Annotated in this window: 16 protein-coding genes; 3 read left to right on the forward strand and 13 right to left on the reverse strand. The window is 65.5% G+C overall.

Going from position 1 to position 18,980, the window contains the following annotated elements; all coding sequences use genetic code 11:
- Window positions 1-158 precede the first annotated feature (158 nt).
- Window positions 159-1,670 (reverse strand): cytochrome b/b6 domain-containing protein, encoded by a 1,512-nt coding sequence (locus CKO31_RS14915; RefSeq protein ID WP_200238996.1) that lies wholly within the window; start codon window positions 1,668-1,670, stop codon window positions 159-161.
- A gap of 18 nt (window positions 1,671-1,688) precedes the next feature.
- Window positions 1,689-4,148, reverse strand: coding sequence for a CHAT domain-containing protein (locus CKO31_RS14920; RefSeq protein WP_200238999.1), 2,460 nt, complete (start codon window positions 4,146-4,148; stop codon window positions 1,689-1,691).
- Between the two features lie 488 nt (window positions 4,149-4,636).
- Here CKO31_RS14920 and CKO31_RS26870 point away from each other — a divergent pair, with 488 nt between their 5' ends.
- The 3 genes from CKO31_RS26870 (at window position 4,637) to CKO31_RS14935 (ending at window position 8,144) form a co-directional block, all read left to right on the forward strand.
- Window positions 4,637-7,018 (forward strand): SEC-C metal-binding domain-containing protein, encoded by a 2,382-nt coding sequence (locus CKO31_RS26870; protein WP_242475394.1) that lies wholly within the window; start codon window positions 4,637-4,639, stop codon window positions 7,016-7,018.
- Between the two features lie 477 nt (window positions 7,019-7,495).
- Window positions 7,496-7,951: a PIN domain-containing protein gene (locus tag CKO31_RS14930; RefSeq protein ID WP_200239002.1), complete on the forward strand. Its 456-nt coding sequence runs from the start codon at window positions 7,496-7,498 to the stop codon at window positions 7,949-7,951.
- The gene (locus CKO31_RS14935) at window positions 7,935-8,144 is read left to right on the forward strand and encodes a hypothetical protein (RefSeq protein ID WP_242475395.1); all 210 of its coding nucleotides are present in this window, start codon (window positions 7,935-7,937) and stop codon (window positions 8,142-8,144) included. The genes CKO31_RS14930 and CKO31_RS14935 overlap by 17 nt, the downstream gene beginning before the upstream one ends.
- Window positions 8,145-8,312: 168 nt before the next feature.
- Here CKO31_RS14935 and CKO31_RS14940 read toward each other — a convergent pair whose 3' ends face one another.
- The 11 genes from CKO31_RS14940 to CKO31_RS14990 form a co-directional block, all read right to left on the reverse strand.
- Complete coding sequence (locus CKO31_RS14940; protein ID WP_200239008.1) at window positions 8,313-8,591, reverse strand: UPF0175 family protein; 279 nt, start codon at window positions 8,589-8,591, stop codon at window positions 8,313-8,315.
- Between the two features lie 193 nt (window positions 8,592-8,784).
- The gene (locus CKO31_RS14945; protein WP_200239011.1) at window positions 8,785-9,072 is read right to left on the reverse strand and encodes a DUF2442 domain-containing protein; all 288 of its coding nucleotides are present in this window, start codon (window positions 9,070-9,072) and stop codon (window positions 8,785-8,787) included.
- Between the two features lie 4 nt (window positions 9,073-9,076).
- Entirely contained in the window at window positions 9,077-9,259 is a 183-nt protein-coding gene (locus CKO31_RS27680) for a DUF4160 domain-containing protein (RefSeq protein ID WP_369075131.1), read from the reverse strand.
- A 168-nt stretch (window positions 9,260-9,427) separates the two neighbouring features.
- The gene (locus tag CKO31_RS14955) at window positions 9,428-9,649 is read right to left on the reverse strand and encodes a pilus assembly protein HicB (RefSeq protein ID WP_200239014.1); all 222 of its coding nucleotides are present in this window, start codon (window positions 9,647-9,649) and stop codon (window positions 9,428-9,430) included.
- Window positions 9,646-9,849, reverse strand: a complete 204-nt coding sequence (locus tag CKO31_RS14960; RefSeq protein ID WP_200239017.1) for a type II toxin-antitoxin system HicA family toxin — start codon at window positions 9,847-9,849, stop codon at window positions 9,646-9,648. Before CKO31_RS14960 ends, CKO31_RS14955 begins: the two co-directional genes overlap by 4 nt.
- A 129-nt stretch (window positions 9,850-9,978) precedes the next feature.
- Complete coding sequence (locus CKO31_RS14965) at window positions 9,979-11,013, reverse strand: SAVED domain-containing protein (protein ID WP_200239020.1); 1,035 nt, start codon at window positions 11,011-11,013, stop codon at window positions 9,979-9,981.
- 633 nt (window positions 11,014-11,646) lie between these two features.
- Entirely contained in the window at window positions 11,647-11,874 is a 228-nt protein-coding gene (locus CKO31_RS14970; RefSeq protein ID WP_200239023.1) for a DUF4926 domain-containing protein, read from the reverse strand.
- 494 nt (window positions 11,875-12,368) lie between these two features.
- Entirely contained in the window at window positions 12,369-13,109 is a 741-nt protein-coding gene (locus CKO31_RS14975; RefSeq protein ID WP_200239025.1) for an HNH endonuclease family protein, read from the reverse strand.
- A 6-nt stretch (window positions 13,110-13,115) separates the two neighbouring features.
- Window positions 13,116-14,408, reverse strand: a complete 1,293-nt coding sequence (locus tag CKO31_RS14980; protein WP_200239028.1) for an AAA family ATPase — start codon at window positions 14,406-14,408, stop codon at window positions 13,116-13,118.
- A gap of 254 nt (window positions 14,409-14,662) precedes the next feature.
- Window positions 14,663-16,012 (reverse strand): Glu/Leu/Phe/Val family dehydrogenase, encoded by a 1,350-nt coding sequence (locus tag CKO31_RS14985; RefSeq protein WP_200239031.1) that lies wholly within the window; start codon window positions 16,010-16,012, stop codon window positions 14,663-14,665.
- A gap of 131 nt (window positions 16,013-16,143) precedes the next feature.
- Window positions 16,144-18,660, reverse strand: a complete 2,517-nt coding sequence (locus tag CKO31_RS14990) for a glycogen/starch/alpha-glucan phosphorylase (protein ID WP_200239034.1) — start codon at window positions 18,658-18,660, stop codon at window positions 16,144-16,146.
- Between the last annotated feature and the right edge of the window lie 320 nt (window positions 18,661-18,980).

Raw genomic sequence — 18,980 nt, forward strand, 5'->3', positions numbered from 1 at the left:
CAATAGCCGGGCCCCTGCGCGCGTGGAGGCGGGGGGCGACTGCCAATCCGGGGCTTGGAGACGCCCTCGGTTAGCGCGCAGGATGACAAGTCCCGCCCTCCGGAAGGGCGCTCGGTTCCGGCACTCTGATCAAGCCAAGTCTTGGGCATTGGGGGTCGTCAGTGCCTCGGCTCACGGATGAACACCACGCGCTTACCATCCGCCGACAGCGACGGTTGTCCGCAGGCATCGCCCCGGCACTCGCTGACGTTGTGCGTCTCGCCGGCAACGGTAAGAAAGACATCGAAGCCCTGGCCGGATACGGGCCGATCCACCTGCAATGTCCGCCCGCCGGTGTAGCTGCGGCTTTCCTGCAGCAGGGTCGCGAGCAGCACTTGGTCCCGTGTGTCCGCTGGCCGGCTCTTGAGGGTGCCATCGGGCAGCAGCGTGGCGAGCTGGGGCACCCCCTCGGCATCCACCCTGATGCCCAGCAGGGTACCGTCCGGCGCGACGCCGACGAGCTTGTGCCAATGGATGCCCGCGGGTCCGAGCGGCTGCGGCTCGCCCGTGGTCATCTCCACTGCTCTCTGCCCTTGGATCGCGAAGATACGCTGGCGGCCGGCCACGGGCCAGGCAAGGTCGTCGGCAGCGCCGAGCCGGCGCGGCGTGCCGGTGCTGCCGTGATCCCGCAGCTCGACAACCCAAAGCTGACCCGCCTCGATACCGCTGTCACCGAGGGAGCTAATCTTCTCGAGCGTCAACTGCAGCTGCGCCAGCAGCCGCTCGAGCCAGCCCCGGCTCGCCGTCTCGGCGCCCTGCCCGCTGTCTGTGGTCGTGCCGTCTGTCATGGGATCTTCCGCCTGCGTTGCCGCCATCAGCGCCACCGCCGGCCCCGGGAGCAGGGCTGCATTGAATTCGGCGAGCGGCATGATGCGGCGCACGCCCACCCCGTTCAGGGCCTCCCGCTGCACCGTCGTCAGCAGTCGGGCGCCGTTGGCGTCGCGGCCGAGCAGGATGGCGCTGTCCGGGGTGCCGTCCACCACCGCCACCGGCGGTACCAGCGCCGCCGCTGCACTCGGCACACCGTCCAGCAGGCGCACGTTGCGGTCCGCAAAGAAGGCGCCGTGCTGAATGGGCAGCAGGAAGGCGAGCGCCGCCAGCAGCAGCCCGAGGAGCCAGTCCAGAGGCTCCAGCGTCGCGCCCCACCGACCGTGGAGCCAAAGCAGCGTGGCGCAGAAGAGGGTCAGCGTGAGCACACTCAGTCCCAGGCGCCGCGCAGGCGCAAGGCCCAGCACCGCCTTGTCCCAGCCGCTGTAGTTCTCGGGCGGAATCAGGAGTACGCCGGTGGCGGCCAGACTCTGCACGATGATCCAAAGCACCGCGACAGTCAGCAGGCCGACGCCGACCCAGTCGACGATCTGCTGCGGCGGCGACCAGAACGTCTTGGCCGAGAGCAAGCCCCAGCGCAGCAGAAACACCACAGGCATTGCCGCCAGCAGCAGCAACAGCGTGACGAACAGAAAGCGGAAGCCGGCGAAGACATAGGCCGCGTCCACCAGCGCGAACACCGGATCGCTCCCCAGCGCGAAGGCCCGGGCGCGCATGGCGAGATAGCCGGTGATGTAGCCGAGCACGGAGGCCGTGCCGAGGACCGTCGCCAGCTGCTTCGCGATATCTGGGATGTTCACCACGGCATGCCCAATTCCGGCTCACCAGCCGAAGAGCTGTGGCGCGGCCCAGTGGTAGGGATGGGGTTGGCCCTTCAGGGCAGCCCGCATCGCCCTGGCAGCGGCCGTCGCCGGGCGCTCGCCCGCCGCCAACGCCTGGTAGAACCGTTGCATCCAGGCGCCGTTGCTCACGGCATTCACCCGCCAGCGGCTCACCAGCACATTGTGCGCACCGCCCACCAGCGGTGCCCAGGACAGGCCATGGATCTCGTTGGAGACCCGGGCTCTGACCCGACCGCCTTCGCAGGAGCTTAGCACGGCGAGCTTGGTGGCCTGCCAGTCCGCCGCCAGCAGCTCCGCCGCAGTAAGACGGTCGGCTTCGCCCTTGAGCAGCAGATTCTTGATCCGGAGGTAAGACTGGAGCGGGTCGCCGCCCTCGGCAAAGACGCCGTGCAGGAGCATATGCACCCCGGGCGCCGAGCCGAGGAAGTCGATGATCTGCTGCCCGGTGGCGCCGGCGGAGGCGAGCTTGTCCACGTCGATGCCGGGCAGGCGGCCGAGGCCCGCGATCTCCTGCGTCAGCGCCTCGATCCGTGGGTCATAGACCGCCGCCAGCGCCGCGGGCGCCCCGTCCAGGCCGCGCAGGATCTCGGCGGCCAGCGTGGCGCTGGGGGCATAGGAGACCTCGACCGTCTCGATGAGGTGCTTGCCGCTGGCGGGGTCCACCAGCACCTCGAACGGCAGGTTCACGAGCACACCCTGCGGGACCACCAGCAGCCTGCCCTCCTTCAGGTGCGCGGCGAACGGCGCCAGCAAATAGGTGTAGAGCGTTTCCGCCGCAGTGCGCGCGAAGTCACGGCTCGCCGCCTGCACGGATGACACCAGCGCTTGCACCTTGGCGGTCAGGACGGGCTCCGGCAGGAACACCGTCTTCACCTCCGAGCCGGTCGGGCTGATGAGCCAGACCACGACGTTCGCGGGCGTGACCCAATACAGCGCAACGGCGGTGTCCGCCGACTTGGCGGCGCGGGTGAGGTCATCGAGGGCTGCGGCGCGAAAGGCATGGGCATCCAGGCGGGTGATCAGGGCCCGGGTGGCCTCGTCGGCGAGCAGCGCGCGGACCTCTGCCTCGCCGGCGCGGATCTCCGCCAGCAGCGGCGCCATCTCGTCCGGCTCGGTGCCGGCGACGGCCTGATCCACCGCCCGCCGCCGGCGGGCGCTGACGCTGGCTTCCGCGCCCACGAGCGCAGCGAATCGCACACGGTCCGCGGCGTCCGGTGTTGAGGCCCGCAGCGCCGCACGCAGGCTGCTGAGCCCGCTCGCCCGCATAGACTCGAAGGTGTCGAAGGCCGCGGCGTGGCGGCCGAGGGACAGGAGCCGCAGGCCCAGGTCCCGCACCAGCTCGGGCCGGTTCTCGACCACGGTCCCGCGACCGCGCGGGTCGAAGAAAGACGCACGCTCGCGCGCCAGCAGCGCCGCCGCGCGCTCGTAACGTCGGAGCGCGGCGGCCTGATCGCCGCGCATGTCCTCGCGCGCACCGAGCAGGAACTGGGTCCTGGGGTCGTCTTCGTCGTCGGCGTCCGTGACGGCATCGATCAGCATCGCCACCAACTGCTGGTCCTTCAGAGTCGAGGCGCCGGCCTCGAATTGGTCGCTCACCAGCACGTCGTCCGCCGCCCGGGCGTCGAAGACTGCCGGGTCGATCAGGGCATCTAGGCGTGCCTTGGCCTCGATCATTTGTCCGCGCAGCCGCACGCGCGAGGCGAAGCCCGCCGCCTCCCGCGCGAGATGATCCCAGCCCAGGGCCCGGGCGGTCTGCCGAGCGTGCTCGTAGTAGCCTGCGGCGGCGTCAACGGCGCGGCCGCAGGCGCCCCAGGGGTTGTTCTCTTCCAGGCTGCGGGCGTCCTGAAGCTTGCGGTAGTCACAGCCCTGGGCCAGTCGCTGCAGCACATCGCCGACGCCGAGCTGGGCGTAGAAGCGCTGGTCCGGCGCGCCCGCCAGGCGCAGCGCATCGAGCGCGTCGATGAGGGCGCCCTTCAGCTCGCCGCGGGCGGAAGCGAGCTGCGCCGAATAATCGGCGATCTCGTACTGCTGCTCCCGAGTAGGTGTGTCGCCCGCCACAGCGATGGCGCGCTGGAGTGCGGCCAGCGCTTCGCCGTGGTCGGGCTGTCCGTAGGCGCGCGCGCGGGCGATGCCGATCCAGGCATCGAAGGCGATGTCTGCACGCTCCTGCTCCCCAGCGATCTGTGCCGCCTGCTGGAACTGCTCCACGGCGGCATCGAAGCGCTGCGTGAGCCGCAGCGCCGTACCCCGCTCGAGCAGGGCGAGCGCCCGCACCGCACCGCTGGACTGCGCGATCGTGGCAAGTGCCTCCTGTTCCAGCCTTGCGGCCCGATCGCCCGGGAGCTCGCCCGTGCTGCGAAAAATCTGAAGGATCTGCTCGCGCGAAGCGCGCAGCCTGTCGATCTCGGCGAAGCCCGTCTCTTGCGCGTGATTGCTCATGGGGACGCCCAGCAATAGTAGGAGGGCAGTCAAAATCGTCCGCAACGCGGGGGCGCGGCGATGGCGCAGCGCAGGGTTGAGTGCAGGGCCTGCATACGTCAGAGCGTGCATACGCGTGTCACCCCGCGATTGACGCCCTTGGACAGGTCGGCCCCAGGCGTCTCGCGGACCAGTGGTAATGGCTCGTCATCTGGCAGTAGGCATGGCAGCGCCAGTCGAACCGCTCACTCACCTCGCCGAAGAGGTCCAGCCAAGCGGTGCGGTCCGCATCTTCATGATAGACGGCCTCGCGCCAATCACCGCGAGAGGTGACATGGTAGAGCTCACCGACGAGCCCGAGGCGACGGGGTCTGATGATGCGCGGAGCGTCGTCGGCCGGTGCTGGCTTACAAGACGTGACCCCCTAACTCGCAGGCGTCGACAGGTGCCGACTGCGCCTGAGATCATGGCAAGTTGAGGTGTAATCCCAGCTCCACAATGGACCGCGCATGCCCTTCCATTTCCACCAAGCCAAAGACAAGCTTACGGATCCCGTCCTGATGGATTGGGCGCTCAATCGCTTGCATGAAACCCAGGGAGGCGCCCTCAGCAAAAACGTTCCCGCGCCGGAGAGCTGGATCGACACCGACACGCTGCGTCACTGGCTGGAGAGCGAGGACGAGGGCATGATCGCCCGCCTCTTCTCCAACCTGCCGGCCGAGTGCTTCGCCGGGCTCGAGGAATGCATCGCCGGACATTGGCCGAAATGGGGCGGGCAACTGGCCCAACAGTCTGCCGTCGTCCTTGCCCGCATTGCCCCAGAGGTCGCCTGGGCCTGCTTCACCCAAGACCTCGGTGACTTAGCCTGGGACATCGACTCTCGGCTCGGCATCGTCCGGTCACTGCACTTGCTGCCGCAAGATCGAGCCCGTTCCCTGATTCAAGACCTTGCGCGAGAAGCGGCCGACCGCGAGGGCGAGGACTGGCCGCGCGACCTCTTAAGGAGGACTCTGTTCGAAAGCGGCCTGCCAATCGACGCTGAGCCACTCCTGCCGCTGCTGCGGTCATGCTTCGGCGGCGATCTTGATTCCCCATCGCTCGACGAGGACCTCAAGGCGATCGACGCCGCGCTCTTCGGTGATCACTCCTACCGGGAGCTCGCCTCGGATATCGACGAGCACAGAACCGATCAGACCTTCAGGTCGCTCGCGCGCCTGTTCCGCGACGACGCGCCACTCGAGCAGCTCGACCTCTGGTGCCAGGGGCCCGTCGATCCGCTGGCCCCCATGGAGCTCGCTGAGCGCTCGGTCCAGGATGATGATGCGCGGTCCGCGCTCCTCGCTGTAACCGAGACGCTGCGGGATCGCCCGCGCGAGCTGCTGTCGGCGCCGGTGGCGCATTTCTGCATCGGTGCCATCGCCGCGGCCCACGCCCGGGAGGATATCGATGTCGAGACCCTGCCGCTCCAGGCCGTGATCGAGCTGCTGGCGGCGGACCTGTCGCCGCCGCGCCACTTCGACGCCTTGCTGGCAAGGCTCCAGGATTTCGATCCCTCCCAGGTCTCCGCCGAGCTCACGGCCGCGCTCGTGCGCGAAGCGCCTACCTATGGCGGCGTCACCCTGGCCCGCGTCATGGGTCATCTCGGCTGGGTAGACTTCATCCCGGACCTGATTGGCAGCCTGGCCGAAGACCACGGTGATCTGCTGCAAACCGAGGCCCAGTGGGCGCTCACGCGCATCGGTGAGCCGGCCGGCCTGGCACTGATCGAGCGTTGGTACACGCTGGATGCTGCCCAGCGCATCTATGCCACGGGCGCCATCTCAGCGATGGGTGGTGAGGCCGCCGTCAGGCTGGTGCTGGAGCATGGGGCCGATCTCATGGACGATACCGCCGGGGAATGGCCGGAGCTCGTCGTGTCGGCCCCTGACCCGCGGCTGCTGGCACACATGGAGCCCATGCTGAAACGGCGGCAAGACTGGATCGACCGTCCCTTCTACGTGCTCGGCCGCCTGCTCGGCTCTGAGCATCCCGAGCTCGAGGCCGCAGGCGAGCGGGCGCGCGCGCATCGCCAGGCGCAAGCTGCCAGGATCTCTGCCTTCATGCGCGGAGACCTGAGCTCGGACACGCTGACGCTGACGCTGACGCTGAAGCTGAAGTGTCCCGACTGCGGAGACGTCAACCTCTACGACCTGCGGCGCATCGCCGTCGACGAGACCGACCCGAGCAGCCGCTTGGTGATTGCCGAGGAGATCGCCTGTGCCTCTTGCGGCCGCTATACGGATTTGGCGGAAACGCCGGACGCCAAGCTCGCGATCCTCGGCGAGCTGTTCCGACTCTCCACCATGAGCGCGGCCGGAAAGCCTGAAAAGAGCCAGGCCTTGGTACGGGTCCTAGGGATGCGTGACGGGCACAAATTACCCGTCGGCCAATTGCTGAGCGCCTGCGAGGCCGCCATCGAGAAGGACGCTAGCCGAGTCGGGGAGTGGCTGCGCCTGGCGCATTGCTACCAGCAGCTTCTCGGGCGTCCGCGCTTCGCCGCCCGCTTCCGAGCCGAGGCGTTGCAGCGCGAGCCGAATGCGGTCGAAGGTGTGCTCCTGGAGGCCAGCGCCCTCGGTCTGGACGGCGAGGATGCGCGGGCCTTCGATCTGCTCGATAAGGCGCTTGCGGCCAAGGAGGGCTGGCGCTTCTTCGTCACCGATATCCAGCAGCCGGCCGGAGTTTCCAGAGACCTGGCCAGTCTCTACAACAGCCTTTCCCGCCGGCTGGGCCGGAACAATCGCCCACCGCTCGAGGCATCCGCGCTCGCGCCGCCGAAGAAGGTGGGGCGCAACGACCCCTGTCCCTGCGGCAGCGGCAAGAAGTACAAGAAGTGCTGTTTGGCGCGCGGCTGAGGCTGATGTGCTCGCGGACAGCATGCCATGCTCATGCCCAGAGGCGAGATTAGATTTTATGGCATTGCTTCCCTCAGCCTGACGACCGCTCTGTGATGAGATCTAGGCTCCCCGATGCCAAGCCGGCCTGGTCTGGCCTCGTGACGAGACCCGAGTGTTTGCCCTGTGTACCTGGGCTGGCGCTGAGGCGAATTGGCCGGGCGCCGGGTGTTGGGCGACCCCTGCCGATCGGCTGCCGAGCGCTGCAGGAGCACTTCCTGAGCCGTTGCTGACGTCACCCGCCACCCGTCTAGCGGCAGCTCCCGACCCAGAGCCGACACCGGTGCCTCGCGGGCCGGGGTCCCCAGTTGAGCGGGCAGCGGACACCCGCCGTGGCCATGAGGTAAAGATACTGTCCCCAGAGCATGCCCGGCTCGGCCCACGCCCCCTTGTAGTATGCTGGCGATTTGTCGATTCGACCATCGGGGACATGTTGGCTTGCTGGTTTATCTGGACATCTGCTGCTTCAACCGGCCCTTCGATCAGCAGTCTCAAACGCTGGTGCGCTTGCAGACTGAGGCAAAGCTGGCGGTGCAGCACGGCGTGCGGGACGGACAACTGAGGCTCGCGTGGTCGGCGGTGCTGGACTTGGAGAATGCCGGCAATCCCGACGCGGAGCGGGCAGAGGCGATCACGCTCTGGCGCGATCTTGCGCGGGTCGATGTCCCTACGACCCCGGCGGTCGAAGCCATCGCCGAGGGCATCGCCGAACGCGGCGTCAAGGCGATGGACGCGCTACATGTCGCGAGCGCCATCACAGCCGGAGCAACCTGGCTGTTGACCACGGATCTAAGGCTGATCCGCAGAATGCACGGCGATGATCGCATCGTCATTGCCGATCCGATCGACTTCATCCGGTACTGGCAAGGAGATGACGATGAAAACCGAGTCTGAGCTGAGACTGGCCGGGGTTCGGGCGCTGATTGCCGCACTCGGCCCGGTGGATGCCGAACGTTTTATCGTGGCCTTGCATCGGGAGCCGTTCGATTACACCCGATGGAGAGGCGACCAATGGCAGGACGCGACCGTCGCCGCACTGGCGGAACAGGCGCGCGCGCTGCGGGTGCGCATGGCGACACCGGACTAAGGCTCGTTCGGTGTCGGCTTCTGAAGGATGTGCTGGGCGCTGATCAGGGACCGCTGATCAGGAAAGCCGTGGTCTGTGCCGGAATACCCCACGGCCATTTGCCAAGCCACTTTCCGGCAACGCGCCCGGCGCTAACGCCGACGCCCCGCTGCCCCACCGACCGGGCTGCTATTGAGGATGATCACTGGCGGCCTCGGCGGCAGCGAAGTCCCCCTCTAACTCCTCAGCGCCCACCTGGGTGGTGGCTACCCTCAGGCGGCCAAGCTCGGCGAGAAAGGCCACCCGCCCCATCCCGATCAGGCCGGCGGCCTGCCCTGAGCTGAGCCTGCCGGTCTCGAACAATTTGGCGGCCATGGCCAGACGCGCCTCGCGCTCAAACTCCGCACGGGACATATGCAGGGCATCGGGGAAGGTCTCAGGGTAATCGACGGACAAGGTGTGACTCATGGCCAAGTGCTCGAGGGTGCGGGAGCGTATCGCGCATGTTCTCCCAATCGACCGCGCGAAGCCAGGGCAGCAAGGACTTCCGATGACAGAATGTGTAAGCCGTGTTCCTGACATTCAGCACCGCCCGGCGCCTGCTGCCGAGCCGCCCGCGTCAGCGGCGGCTCGGCAGCAGCCGCTCGGGCTCCTGCGCTCGTTAGGCGATGTAACCCCATGATCGAAGCTGTTCTTGGAGATCAGGCTCGTTCTTGAATGCCTGGAAGTATAGGAACTCGGGCCCAAGATCCGCGCCGTTCGGCCAGACGATGGTCTCAAGCTCCGGGTCAACTCGGAACTGAGAAAAAACTTCGACATCACGGAGTGGTTCAAACACGTCGCCGTCCAGCGAGCCCCGGAGGTCAACTACACCTTGACGCCCGTTGTTGAAGGTTAACTCGACCTGGAAATCTCGGAGGTGGCGGGCTCCGCTCACGTGAAGGAACATTGGTCTACTCCAACGGCTCCATGGATTTCGGCTCGCTGCGTGCACGACAGAACTCCCAATCTTCAAGCAGCTCGTTTCGGTGCAGATCATGCCATTCCAACACGTGCCGACGTGCACGTTTCGGGAACTTGCCTTGCGCGACCCCGCTCCAAATCTCTACCATGAAAGTGCAGTGGTGAGTGGTCATCCCAGTACATTGCAATAATGATTCCGAGGAACCTGCTGATTACCGGCATGGTGGTAAGTCCGTGCTTTCGCGCCTAACGTCGTGCGCAGCCCGCCGCCAACTGGCCATCCGCCGGCGTCAACCGCGGCTGGCAAGTTGGCGGTCGGGCCGGCGCGCTGGTTGGGCGAATCATGCGACTTCGCGCATGGGGCGGACGCGTGGTGTGGGCAACGGACGACCTTCGTCAGCGAGGTGGTTGATAACGTCCTCTACCACTGCGCAAAGCTCACCGTAAAGCGAAATTGGATCTTCGCCATGAATGCCCGTGATGAGATCAGGACATTTCCCAATGTAAACCTGATCTTCTTCGTTCCACTCGACCCATTTATGGTATCGGTCAAGATCTTTCATTGTTGCACCGAATCAATCGCCTGCTTGATCTGTTTTTCTTGATACCGTTTCGCGTCATCACTCAAAGAGCCGCTTACGGTAACCGCGCCTGGATACCGTGGATGTATCAGCTTGCGATGAGAGCCTTTGCCCGCGCCTGGAATCTCCCTGAAGCCTGCGTCTTTCAGTGCCTGTAAGAGGTCACGAACTTTCTGCGGCACGCTCTGATCCCGGTTTTTTGTTTACGCCCAACGTTGGCGATGAGCCGCGCTTGACGGCGACCGACCGGAGCGGAAGCGAAGGGAGGAAGCGGTCAAGCGTCGGACTCCATCGCCCTTGTTGGGCTCGTATTATAAAGCGTGAAGGGAAAACGGTTCTGTATATTCGCCATCATGCAAATTGAAATGATACAACCAGACCCCAGGCACCGTGCCCAAAATCGTACCAACGATAAAAGCGAGAGACGCCGGCATCCCTGGCAACAGATGTACCTCCTCGTCCTCGTCTAGATAACTATATAAGAAAGACGATATTTCATGAGCTATAGCCACCCAGTCTGCCTCAAGAGGGATGTGACCATGAGAACTCTTCAATCTAAGACGTACCACTGTCTTTGCACCGCATTGCGGATACGGCTTTCTCAGTTCGTGACCTGTGAAGTCGAGAACTACCAACACGAGACTCTTCGACGATTCCTGGTATTCTTCCACTTCCGTAATTTCTAGCAATTCGTATTTTTCGATCCTCTTGTTTAGGAGATGGTAACCATCGTGAGAATCTATGTTCTCTGTATTGAAAATAGATACATACGGATCCTTGACCATACCGGCATGTTGATACACGACTACCGGTATTCTTCTACCAATCTTCGCCCCGAGAGCAAGCGAAAGCGTTCCTGGCAGCGCTAAGAAGATATGGTACACCGGCTGTATTGGTACTCTGTTCGTAAGGTGATCGAAATGATTCGAGATTGTTTCGACCTTTTTAATCCACGAATCTGCGTCCACTCCTAAACGGCGCTCATCAAAAAACTGCCAATCTATGTGGTGCAACTTGAACGTCCGCTGAATCTCTCTCCACGCAAGCCCCAGAGAGAGCAACTTCTGTTCCTGCTGCCTAGCGGCTGCCTCAAACCACTCGCGCGTCTGGGCTAAGCAAATTGAGTAGGGAACAGGCACTGCGTAGTATGTTTGCTTTGCTAAGCGATATACGCCTGATAGGTGTATCCACAGGTACGCGCCTGTGAAGGCAACCGGCACGAGCCGAACAGCTTCAAAAGCGGTTTGGGCAAACGCCTGGATTAGCAAGCTAATTGTTGTGGCTAAGACTAACACTAGCCCGAGCAAGTTCTCCCTCCACAACAGACTTAAAAAATGCCTCGCCATAGCTCTAGCCTCGGGGAGCCCAACAATTGATTATCCGGTTTCCGGATAACACTCCTGAAGGGCAGATTATCCAGAAGTGCCAGACACCCGCGGACCGATGAGGATCGCCCGGATCATCGCAGGTGGTGGCATCCCGTGCGGTCGCAGCACAGGTCCGGTTACCTTCGCCCTTTTGGCCGAATCCTGCCGTCCTGGACTGGAGGCGTCAATGTCGGCTTCTGGGCAATCGCTGCCAGTATGCCCGTCGCCTCCGAAAGTCTGCTGCCTGGCTCAGAACAGACGCTGAGCCTGCTCGACGCGACCATCCGTGATTGGACGAAGCGTGTCACTCGCAGAGTCCTCGGTCAACCTGGGCTGCCGGCGGCAAGTAGGCAGGCTGGTATCTCGGGGGCCGATGCCCTTGGGGCCACGACAAGGGCTCGGCGGCGGGCGGGCGCGATCCCTGGCCCTAATGAAACGCTGCCGGCGTAGCGTGCACCTCGGCAGCTTAGGCCGATTGGACGGGCCTGGGTGGAAGGGCGGGCCGGCGAGGTGCCTTCAAGAGCCCGTTGGCGGGGAGGGTTCCGGCGGAAGCGCTGCATACTCGCAGACCGTGTGGGGCCGCGAGATTGCTTGGAACCTGAATCGGTCCGGTCACGCAGCGACGCCGCGGACGTCAAGAATCTTCTGGTCGCGCATCGCGCGCAGATCGGTGCGGGGGATGGTGAGAACTGCCACGGTACGGCCGTCGCCCGTCACGAATTCAACTTCGTAGGTGGCGCCGTCACGACAGCAGTGTACGACGGCGCCCACGTCCCCGGCGACGAGCCCGTGCTTGGGGAGGTCGCGGGTCAGGACGACGGTGGCGTGCCCTTCGAGCATTTGGGAGTACTGTTCTGTTTGAGGAGGAGTATTTCTGCGCGGTGCAGCTGTGCCAGTCCACTTGTCGGTGTGCGTGATGCAGCTGCGCTTGGTTTCATGGACGGGTAGCGCTGGGTGCTCTGGCACGGAAGCCTGACACAAGGCGACGGTACCTAACGAATTGGGGGACAGCAATGGCGCATTTGCGGCTTGCTCCGTAAGCGCCGACTGAAAGTCGGCGGCCCCAGGGAGCCGACTGGAAGTCGGCGGCCCCGCGGCGCCGCGCGCAGGTCGGTGCACTAGGGGCCGGTGGCGTCGGGGCAGTCGGCGGGGATGAGGATGTCACAGGGACGTACCAGCAGGTCCGCGTTGGTGATGCCACGGGCCCCGGAACGCGCAGAAGGGCGGTGCGCCGCATAGTGTAAGACCTCATGGCAGGCCCATGATGCTACTGTGCCACCCTCACATTTGCCGAGTACTACGGGGACCAGCCCCTACTGTCGGCACACCTACCGTCATGACAAGCATTCACAACAATGGCGCCAGACCTCCGGGTGGTCCGTCCGCAGCCGGCAAAATGGCTCCAAGTGCTGGCCATCCGCGCGCAGGCACCAGCTGAGGAGTCCGCTGTCATCGCATTCCCGCAATTGCTCAAGCAACGCTTGTGAATCCGGTTGCGGGTCATCCACCGCCACTGCAACGATCTTCGCGATGCGCAGAAAGCTGCGGCGATATACCCGAGCCAGCGCTTCACGTCGATCCAGGTGGAGCACTTCGACGGTCTTTTCGCCTTTGGGCGAATAGCCATTCTCCTCTCGGAGGAAGCGGGCCACGACGTTTCCCGTATCCGGATCGAAGTCCAGATGCGCCCAAGGATCTTCGGCCGTCGGATCGATGAGTAGAGGTGCCCCTGACGCGTCGGCCGGAACCAGCTGACCTTTCAGGCGACCGCATTCTGCGCAGCAAAGCAGCATGTTGGGCCAGATGAACAGGCACTCCGAGAACGGAGTCTTCGGCCAGAAGTGCTCGATGTCGGTGCCGTGCGAATCCTCACAGTACATGCAGCGCTCGGTGAGGCCCGCCATCCGCGTCAGCGTTGCTTCCGCGGCGCGAACAGGGGCAGAGTCCCGAGCATTCTTCCAATCTCGGGTCGCGTTGAAGCCAGGCTCCCTGCGCTGTCGGTTGGCTCGCACCTGCCTGCGCCCGAGCGCGAAGCGCACGCCGGACGGCAGCGGGAGGCGCTCGATCCGCCGCATTTCGCCCTACAGTTCCTCTTGCGTCTCGAACAGCTCGAGTTGGCGGTAGCGCTGTTGCTCCTGGGGCGACAGCTCGGCACCCGCGCGGCGCTTGCTCCGATACTTTGCGAGCATGGCCCTCGCTTCGACGGCGCGGGGTGAGCGGGTGTTGGGCAGTCCGAACGCGGGTGTCAGCAGGATGGTGTCTGGCCGGCCTGCAACCACTTTTCGGTAGTTCTCGCCGCTGAGCGCGTGCGGCGGGTCTTCGGCACCCGGCTCCGGCAGGACAAAAAGCCCGTTCGGGTCCGCCGCCTGACAGATAATCGGGCTGTGGGTGGTGACGAGAAACTGGATCTTCGGGAAATGCCGTTTGAGCCAGAAGCCGAGCTCCCGCTGCCATTCCGGGTGCAGGTGGGCATCCACCTCGTCGATGAGCACGACACCACTGCGCTTGATGAAGATCTTGCCGTCCCCGTCGGTCCCCGTGAGGCCCTCGAAACCGTACACCTTGATCAGGTGGCGCAGGATGTCTGCGAGCAGTGCCAAGCCAGCGCGGTACCCATCGCTCATCTCGTACCAGGACAGGCGCACGCCGTTTCGGTCCCGCAGCCACAACCCATCCGAGTCGACGCCATCGACGACGATCTGGTTCGGGAGCAGGTCGTCCGATAGGATGTTCAGCAGTAGGTCAAGCTGCGCGCTCTCTGCCGCCTTACCCTCCAGCTTCTTGTGGTTCAGCGTGCGCAGCCATTCGTCCACTTCGGCCAGCGAAGCGGCCTCCTGGAACATGGTGACAAAACGCTCGGAAGCCGGCGAAACCATGGCCCGCGCCGCCTCGGGGGAAGCGCCGAACACCCGGCGAAAAGGACCATAGCCGCAGCTGAGCCAACCGCTGGCGTTGGCGGACCAGATGGATCGGCCCGGGGTCGAGTAGTTCTTGGGCACGCCCTCAGGCTTCTTCGCGCTCAGAGCGACATCCTGATCACCCCGCGCCAGGACCAGCTTCGCCGGAAACGGTCCCCCGCGCCGACGGCCCTCGCCGGTCATCCCGTCGTCCTCCGCAATTCCGGCGACTTCCAGCTGGATGGACGCTTCCGCCTCGCCGCTGCGAATCCACCCGCGAAAGCTGGGTTGCAGCGCACGCGCCGTTTCGGAACCGGTCAGGCAGATCGCAACGGCTTTGAGCAGGGTACTCTTGCCGGACCCGTTATCGCCCGTGAAGACGGTCCAGCCCGCGTAGCTGCCGTCCGGTCGCTTGAGGTCGAAATCCAGCGCCCGGCAGCCGCGGATGTTATCGAGGATGATCCTGTCGATGTACATGGGCTTATGGTCGCGCGTTGCGTGGCCGTTTCCAAAACGAGGGTATCTGCCGGCGGGGTCTGCGACACCGCGGACGTGTGGGAGCGCTTGATCTCCCATTGGCCGGAGGTCGTTGGCCGCCATGCTTGGACAGCGACCCTAGGACCTTAGCCTGTCACAAACCACGGCTGTTAGGCCACGCCGAACCGGTCGCGGTGCAAGGCCCCCCTTCACATCGCCTGGGATGCGGCCATCTTCGGACAAGGCAGCGCCCGCTACGGCCAGATGCCGCGTTGGTTGACCACCAGGGCGAGGCGCTCCAGGGCTTCCACCAGGGCGGCGGTGCGCAGGTCGGTGCACCAGGCGCCGGTGGCGTCGGGGCAGTCCGCGGGGAAGGCGCGCCAGCGATTGACGACGCGGTCGGTGGCGCTGTTGATGCGCGAGCGCAGGCGGCCGTTGATGGACTCCAGCGGCCAGCTGTGGTGCTCGATGTTCTGCACCCATTCGTAGTAGCTGACGGTGACGCCGCCGGCGTTGGCGAGGATGTCCGGCAGGACGTGGATGCCGCGGGCGGTGAGGATGTCGTCGGCCGCGGGGGTGATGGGGCGGTTGGCGCCTTCGACGATGAGGCGGGCCTGCGCCTGGTGGGCGTTGCCGGCGTGGATCTGCCCGCCCAGCGCGGCGGGAATGAGGATGTCGCAGGGCAGTGCCAGCAGGTCCGCGTTGGTGATGCTGCGGGTCTCCGGCAGGCCGACGACGGTGCCGGTGTCGGCCTTGTGGGCGGCGACGGCGCCGAGGTCGAGCTTGTCGCCGTTCTCGGCGAGCACACCGCCGCGGGAGTCGCTGACGGCGATGATGTGGGCGCCGCGCTCGGCGAGCAGCCGGGCGGCGACGCGGCCCACCTCACCGTAGCCCTGGATGGCGACGCGGGCGCCGTCGACGCTGGTGAGCTCCGGCACGACGCCCAGCGCGATGGCGCGTTCGGCGGCGAAGACGCAGCCGCGCCCGGTGGCCTCGTCGCGGCCCTCCGAGCCGCCGAGCTCCAGCGGCTTGCCGGTGACCACGGGCAGGTTGTTCTCGCCGGGGTGCAGGTTGTCGTAGGTGTCGTAGATCCAGGCCATGGTCTGGGCGTCGGTGTACATGTCCGGCGCCGGGATATCGGTATAGGGGCCGATGTTGTCGCCGAGCCCGGCGATGAAGCGCCGCGTGATGCGCCGCTGCTCGGCGCGGCTCAAGTGCTTGGGGTCGCAGGTGACGCCGCCCTTGGCGCCGCCGAAGGGGATACGCACAAGGGCGCACTTCCAGGTCATGAGCGCGGCGAGTGCGGCCACCTCGTCCAGCGACACCTCGGGGTGGAAGCGGATGCCGCCCTTGCCGGGGCCGAGCAGGCTGTTGTGCATGACCCGGTAGCCGACGAAGTTCTGCACCCCGCCGTTGTCCATCTCCACCGGCACGTTGATGGTGATGGTGCGCCGCGGCAGGCGTAGGAAGTCCACCAGGCCCGGCTCCACGTCGTCCAGGTGGCGGCGGGCGCGCGCGAATTGCTCGAACAGGACACGGGCGGGGGCCAGCTCGTCACTGGTGGGAGCCGTCGAGGCCGGCGTGGTTGCGGCGGGGTTATTCATCGGCTGGCTGTGCGGTTGTTGCGCTGCAGCTCAAAGCCTAGTCGAGCGCGTCGGGCCTCCTGGCGTCGGCCCGACCTACGGGTTGGCTGCCTCGCAGCATGCACGACGCTCGGCGCCTCCACCCGCTGCGCTCAGGCGCTGCCCCAGGGCGTCGGCGGCACCGGCTCCAGGCGCCAGATGTCGTTGTTGTACTCGGCGATGGTGCGGTCCGACGAGAAGAAGCCGCTGTGGGCGGTGTTGAGTATGCTCATGCGCAGCCAGCGCTCGCGGTCCTGGTAGGTCTCGGCGGCCAGGAGCTGGGCGCGGCGGTAGCTGTCGAAGTCCGCCGCCGTGAGCCAGGGGTCGTGGGGGCTGCGGATGCCCTGCACCAGCGGGCTGAAGATGCCCTGCTCGAATTGGCTGAAGTGACCCGACTCCAAGAGCTGCATGACCTCCTCCAGCGCCGGGTCGTTGGCGATGATGCCATTGGGGTCATAGTGACCGCGGATGCGCTGAACCTCTTCCGCGGTGTGGCCGAACAGGAAGAAGTTGTCGTCCCCCACCTGCTCGCGGATCTCGATGTTGGCGCCGTCCAGGGTGCCGATGGTGACGGCGCCGTTCATCATGAACTTCATGTTGCCGGTGCCGGAGGCCTCCTTGCCGGCGGTGGAGATCTGCTCGGAGAGATCCGTGCCGGGGGCCAGCACCTCCATGACGGACACGCGATAATCCGGAATGAAGGCCACGCGCAGCCAGTCGCTCACCTCCGGGTCCGAGTTCACCACGCCGGCGACATTGTTGATGAGCTTGATGATGAGCTTCGCGATCTCGTAGCCCGGCGCCGCCTTGCCGCCGATGAGCACGCAGCGCGGCGCGCCGATGTCCTTGTCGCCGTGCTTGATGCGGTTGTAGAGATGGATGACGTGCAGGACGTTCAGGAGCTGGCGCTTGTACTCGTGGATGCGCTTCACCTGCACGTCGAACATGAAGTCCACCGGGAACTCCACCCGGCAGGTGGCGGCGACCAAGGCCGCGAGGCGCTCCTTGTTCTGCCGCTTGATGCCGTCCCAGCGCTTGCGGAAGGCGGCGTCGTCGGCCTGCGGGGCGAGCTGCTCCAGGCGCTTGAGATCGTGCACCCAGTGCTCGCCGATGGTCTCGTCCAACAGCGCCCGCAGGCCGGGGTTGCACATGGCGAGCCACCGACGAGGCGTGACCCCATTGGTCTTGTTGTTGAACTTCTCGGGCCAGAGCTCGAACCAGTCCCGGAACAGCCCTTCCTTCAACAGCTGCGAGTGCAGCGCCGCGACGCCGTTCACCGAGAAGCTGCCGACAATGGCGAGGAAGGCCATGCGCACCTGCGGGTCGCCGCCCTCCTCGATCAGCGACATGCGCCGCTGACGCTCCATGTCGCCGGGCCAGCGCGCGGCGACCTTGGACAGAAAGCGGGCGTTGATCTCGTAGATGATCTCCAGCACCCGCGGCAGCAGCTGCTGGAACAGGCGCACCGGCCAGCGCTCCAGCGCTTCCGGCAGCAGGGTGTGGTTGGTGTAGGCCATGGTGCGAGTGGTGATGCTCCAGGCCGTATCCCAGTCCAGGTGCTGCTCGTCCATGAGCTGGCGCATCAGCTCCGGCACCGACACCGCGGGGTGGGTATCGTTGAGCTGGAAGCAGTTATTATCGGCAAACTCGGTGAAGTCGCGGCCGTGCAGGCGAATCCACTCCCGCAGCACGTCCTTGATGCTGGCGCAGGCCAGGAAGAACTGCTGGCGCAGGCGCAGCTCTTTGCCGTTCTCGCTGGCGTCATTGGGATAGAGCACCATGGTGATGTGCTCGGCGTTGTTCTTGGCCGCCACGGACTCGGGGTAGCTGCCGGCGTTGAACTCGCCCAGGTCGAACTCGTCGGTGGCCGCCGCGGACCACAGGCGCAGGGTGTTGATGGTGTCGTTCTTGAAGCCGGGGATGGGGATGTCGTAGGGCACCGCCAGCACGTCATGGGTGTCCACCCAGCGCCGGTGCAGGTTGCCGGCCTCGTCCTTGTACTGCTCGGTGTGGCCGCCGAAGGGGATACGCTGGGTGTACTCTGGGCGCTCCAGCTCCCAGGGGTTGCCGTCGCGCAGCCAGTGGTCCGGCTCCTCCAGCTGGCGGCCGTTCTCGATCAGCTGGCGGAACATGCCGTATTCGTACCTGAGGCCATAGCCCTTCACCGGCAGCTGCAGCGTTGCGCAGCTGTCCAGGAAGCAGGCGGCGAGCCGACCGAGGCCGCCGTTGCCGAGGCCCGCGTCCATCTCAGCGTCCTCCAGCTCCTCGTACACCAGGCCGAGGTCGTAGAGCGCCTTCTGGGCGGCGTCGTCGACGCCGAGGTTGAGCAGGGCATTGCTCAGGGAGCGCCCCATCAGGAACTCCAGTGACAGGTAGTAGGTGCGCTTGCAGTTGGCCTCGTCATGGGCGAGGCGGGTGCGCTTCCAGCGCTCCATGAGCCGGTCCCGCAGTGCGATGGCGAGCGCCTTATAGGGGTAGTAGGCGGACTTGCAGTCCCGGTCCCGCCCCAGGGTGTGGGCGTAGTAGCGCTTGAAGTCCCGCGCGAGGCCCTCCTGGTCCATGGGCAGGGGTGCGAGGTCGAACAAGGCCTCTTTCGGGGTGCTCTGGCTCAGGTCTCTGAATGGCGACATGGAAGGTGTTCCAGGAATGAGGTCGGAGAAGAACCGGGGCGGCGTCGTCGGCGCTCTGCAATCGCACGCCCCCCAGCGGGCAGTTGGACAAGCAACTCGCGTGCAACAGAGATCCGTCGGATGCCGGTGTTGGCGCCTAAGATAACGCGCTCCGCGCATGACGCGAAGGCGTTTGTGCATCAGAGGGCCGGCGTCTTTCTTTCGGGACGGAGTCTTTGATCTCAGTCGCTCGACTTTGGCGCAGAGCTCGAGCCGCGCGCCCCGCTGTGGCGCGTGCGCCGTGGGAGCGGCATCCTTGCCGCGACGGGGCAGGCACGGCG

Source organism: Thiohalocapsa halophila (assembly GCF_016583825.1).
GTDB classification, from domain to species: domain Bacteria; phylum Pseudomonadota; class Gammaproteobacteria; order Chromatiales; family Chromatiaceae; genus Thiohalocapsa; species Thiohalocapsa halophila.

What these genes read in the sequence shown, in the direction of transcription:
- CKO31_RS14985 (WP_200239031.1), bottom strand. Translation starts at nt 16,012, where the DNA reads ATGAATAACCCCGCCGCAACCACGCCGGCCTCGACGGCTCCCACCAGT.
- CKO31_RS14970 (WP_200239023.1), bottom strand. Translation starts at nt 11,874, where the DNA reads ATGCTCGAAGGGCACGCCACCGTCGTCCTGACCCGCGACCTCCCCAAG.
- CKO31_RS14975 (WP_200239025.1), bottom strand. Translation starts at nt 13,109, where the DNA reads ATGCGGCGGATCGAGCGCCTCCCGCTGCCGTCCGGCGTGCGCTTCGCG.
- CKO31_RS14940 (WP_200239008.1), bottom strand. Translation starts at nt 8,591, where the DNA reads ATGAGTCACACCTTGTCCGTCGATTACCCTGAGACCTTCCCCGATGCC.
- CKO31_RS14980 (WP_200239028.1), bottom strand. Translation starts at nt 14,408, where the DNA reads ATGTACATCGACAGGATCATCCTCGATAACATCCGCGGCTGCCGGGCG.
- CKO31_RS14965 (WP_200239020.1), bottom strand. Translation starts at nt 11,013, where the DNA reads ATGGCGAGGCATTTTTTAAGTCTGTTGTGGAGGGAGAACTTGCTCGGG.
- CKO31_RS14920 (WP_200238999.1), bottom strand. Translation starts at nt 4,148, where the DNA reads ATGAGCAATCACGCGCAAGAGACGGGCTTCGCCGAGATCGACAGGCTG.
- CKO31_RS26870 (WP_242475394.1), top strand. Translation starts at nt 4,637, where the DNA reads ATGCCCTTCCATTTCCACCAAGCCAAAGACAAGCTTACGGATCCCGTC.
- CKO31_RS14955 (WP_200239014.1), bottom strand. Translation starts at nt 9,649, where the DNA reads ATGAAAGATCTTGACCGATACCATAAATGGGTCGAGTGGAACGAAGAA.
- CKO31_RS27680 (WP_369075131.1), bottom strand. Translation starts at nt 9,259, where the DNA reads ATGACCACTCACCACTGCACTTTCATGGTAGAGATTTGGAGCGGGGTC.
- CKO31_RS14935 (WP_242475395.1), top strand. Translation starts at nt 7,935, where the DNA reads ATGAAAACCGAGTCTGAGCTGAGACTGGCCGGGGTTCGGGCGCTGATT.
- CKO31_RS14990 (WP_200239034.1), bottom strand. Translation starts at nt 18,660, where the DNA reads ATGTCGCCATTCAGAGACCTGAGCCAGAGCACCCCGAAAGAGGCCTTG.
- CKO31_RS14945 (WP_200239011.1), bottom strand. Translation starts at nt 9,072, where the DNA reads ATGTTCCTTCACGTGAGCGGAGCCCGCCACCTCCGAGATTTCCAGGTC.